The following is a 3,244-nucleotide window of genomic DNA, read 5'->3' as shown; positions in this document are numbered from 1 at the left end:
CTCCTTGCAGGTCTCGTGCTGATCGCCCTGACGCTGGCAATCTCGGATCTTTCCTACCGATATGTCGAACAGCGCTACCGGCAGCCGCGGTCGGATACGGAACGGAAACCTCTGGCCTATGCCACTGCCGCCGTTGCCGTCTGCGTGATGATGTCGGGTGGGCTCGGCTATGCGCTCGACAGGAAAGACGTCGATATCAGCCTGATCGGGACACCGAATTATCCAGGGCCGGCAGCGCTTCTTGCCAACGCTTCGGTTCCGCGCGACGTGCAACTGCTGCCATCCCTCGGCAAACTCAGGCGTGACGTACCGATCGTCTATCGACTGAAATGCCATCAGGAGCAGGACAGCACGCAAGCTGTGGGCTGCCAGCTCGGCGATCCCCAGGGAACCAGAACCATTGTCGTCGCAGGCGATTCACACGCAGCACAATGGATCCCGGCCATCGACAAGATTGCCAGGGACCGCAAGTGGAAATTGGTCACCTTCACCAAGGCTGCATGCCCTTTCACCCTTGCCGCGGTGACGGATGAAGGTAAGCCGTATGAGGCCTGCGCAACATGGCGCGACAACGTTCGCGCCGAGATCAGGAAATTGCGGCCAGACCTGATGTTCACCAGCCAGTCTCGCTATTCCGACACACCGGAGCCGGCAATGATCGACGGTTTGCGCAGCATCTGGAGCGACTTGAACAGAACGGGCGTGCGTATTATCGCCATTCGGAACACGCCTTTCGTCAAGTTCGATCCCGGTGATTGCCTGGCCGCCGATGCCGACAAATGCGTCAACGCGCGACAGGAGGTGGAGACGAGCGATGTCTTCGCCCTCGCCGCAGGGGCATTGCCGGGGGTCCGTGTCGTTGACATGAACGATGCCTTATGTGGCAAGGACAGCTGTTCGGCCGTGGTCGGCAACATCATCGTCTGGCGCGACCATCACCATATGACGGCCACCTATGCGCTGGCGCTGGCGCCCTATCTGGCGAAGGCGGCGGGTCTCTAGCGAGATATCAAGGCGTAGCGGCTTTTTCGCATCAACATCGTTGACCAACGCCAGGGCCGGCATTCGAACACGACTTAACCCGCCTTTAAACCGCCGCATCTACTCTTCAACCCGAACGCCATAGGCATCGGGGATATCAAGCACAGCGCATGGCGAACCGCAGAGACAGTCGCATCGAACCCAGTTTCGAGGGGCCGCCGCAGGCGCGGTCCTCGGCGGGTCTTTCGGTGAACGAGGAGGATCGCGTCGTGCCGAGCAATCGCAAAGCCTCCGCAAAACGCAAGCCGGCCAAAGGGAAATCGTCGCGGGCCAAGCGCGGCAGAAGCCGGCGCGGCCTGTTCGGTGTGCTCGGCCGGCTGTTCTACTGGTGCTTCGTGTTCGCCATCTGGGGCGGCATCGCGGTGGCCGGCATCGTCGTCTACTATGGCGCCAAGATGCCGGCGGCGACGACCTGGTCGATTCCCGACCGCGCCCCCAACATCAAGATCGTCTCGGCAGATGGCCAATTGCTCGCCAATCGCGGCATGAGCGGCGGCGAGGCCGTCGGCCTGCATGAGATGTCGCCCTATATCCCGGAAGCCGTCATCGCCATCGAGGACCGGCGCTTCTACTCGCATTTCGGCATCGACCCGATCGGTCTGTCGCGCGCCATGGTCACCAACGTGCTGGGCGGGCGTTTCTCGCAGGGCGGTTCGACGCTGACCCAGCAATTGGCGAAGAACCTGTTCCTGACACCCGACCGCACGCTGGAACGCAAGGTGCAGGAAGTGCTGCTGGCGCTGTGGCTGGAGCACAAGCACACCAAGGACCAGATCCTCGAAATGTACCTGAATCGGGTGTATTTCGGTTCCGGCGCCTATGGCGTCGAGGCCGCCTCGCGCCGCTATTTCGGCAAGAGCGCGCGCGACGTCACCCTGTCGGAAGCCGCATTGCTTGCCGGCCTGTTGAAGGCGCCGTCGCGGCTGTCCCCGGCACGCGATCCGAAGGCCGCCGAGGAACGCTCGCAACTGGTGCTTGCCGCCATGCGTGACGAGGGAAAGATCAGCGCCAAGGAAATGACCTCGGCAATGAGCGCGCCGGCAACGCGTGCGCCGTCCTACTGGACCGGCTCGGAGAATTACGTCGCCGACACCATCATGGAGGAATTGCCCGACCTGATCGGCGATGTGCGCGGCGACATCGTCATCGACAGCACCGTCGACCTCAACCTGCAAAAGCTCGCCGAACAGTCGATCCGCAGACTGATCGACGAGAGCGGCAAGAAGCTCAACGTCACACAGGGCGCGCTGGTGTCGATCGACGATTCCGGTGCGGTACGTGCCATGGTCGGCGGCTACGACTATTCGACGAGCCAGTTCGACCGTGCTTCGGAGGCACGTCGCCAGCCGGGCTCGGCGTTCAAGCCGTTCGTCTATATGGCCGCGCTCGAAGCCGGTCGCACGCCCGACAGCATCCGCAACGATGCGCCGATCAAGATCGGCAATTGGACACCCGACAATTACGGCGGCAAGTATTTCGGCAAGGTGACGCTGGCCACCGCGCTGGCCAAGTCGCTGAACTCGGTGGCGGCGCAACTGACCATGGAGGTCGGGCCGAACGCGGTTGTCGAGGCGGCGCACCGCATGGGCATCCAGTCCGACCTGATAGCCAACACCTCGATCGCGCTCGGCACTTCGGAAGTGACGCCGCTGGAGCTGACCTCGGCCTATGTCCCCTTTGCCAATGGCGGCTACAAGCCGGACATCCATTTCATCCGGCGCGTGACGACCACCGAGGGCAAAGTGCTTTACGACAGCGGCGGCGGCAGCGCGCCGCGCGTCGTCAAGCCTGAGATCGTCGGCATGATGAACTCGATGATGACGGGCACGGTTGAGATCGGCACTGCCCGGAAAGCGGCTTTCGCCTGGCCATCGGCCGGCAAGACCGGCACCAGTCAAAATTCGCGCGACGCCTGGTTCGTCGGCTACACCGCCAACCTCACCACTGGTGTGTGGTTCGGCAATGATGATGGCAGCGCGATGAAGAAGGTCACCGGCGGCGCACTGCCGGCGCAGGCCTGGCACGAGTTCATGGTTGCGGCCCACGAAGGTGTGCCGGTGCGGCCGCTGCCCGGCACCTGGAAATCGACGCCGGCCGACACAATCGTCCCCGACGAGATACCCGCGGCGAACAACACGGCGCCGGTTCCGTCGACGTCGGTCGGTCAGCAGGCACCGGCGCGGCCAGCAGCGCCGGTTGCCCA

The 3,244-nt window shown here is 63.3% G+C and carries 2 protein-coding genes; both read left to right on the top strand.

The annotated features are described in order from the left end of the window. A partial coding sequence (locus tag EN906_RS37485) for an SGNH hydrolase domain-containing protein (RefSeq protein WP_164777416.1) occupies nt 1-1,002 on the top strand: 1,002 nt, incomplete at its 5' end. Between the two features lie 149 nt (nt 1,003-1,151). Next, nucleotides 1,152-3,244, top strand: a 2,093-nt coding sequence (locus tag EN906_RS28215) for a transglycosylase domain-containing protein (protein ID WP_164766855.1), incomplete at its 3' end; no start/stop codon positions are given.

The organism is Mesorhizobium sp. M7A.F.Ca.CA.004.06.1.1 (genome assembly GCF_003999135.1).
Taxonomy (GTDB): domain Bacteria; phylum Pseudomonadota; class Alphaproteobacteria; order Rhizobiales; family Rhizobiaceae; genus Mesorhizobium.
Note: the sequence above shows the minus strand (reverse complement) of the source record. Positions and strands in the feature narration are given on the sequence as shown.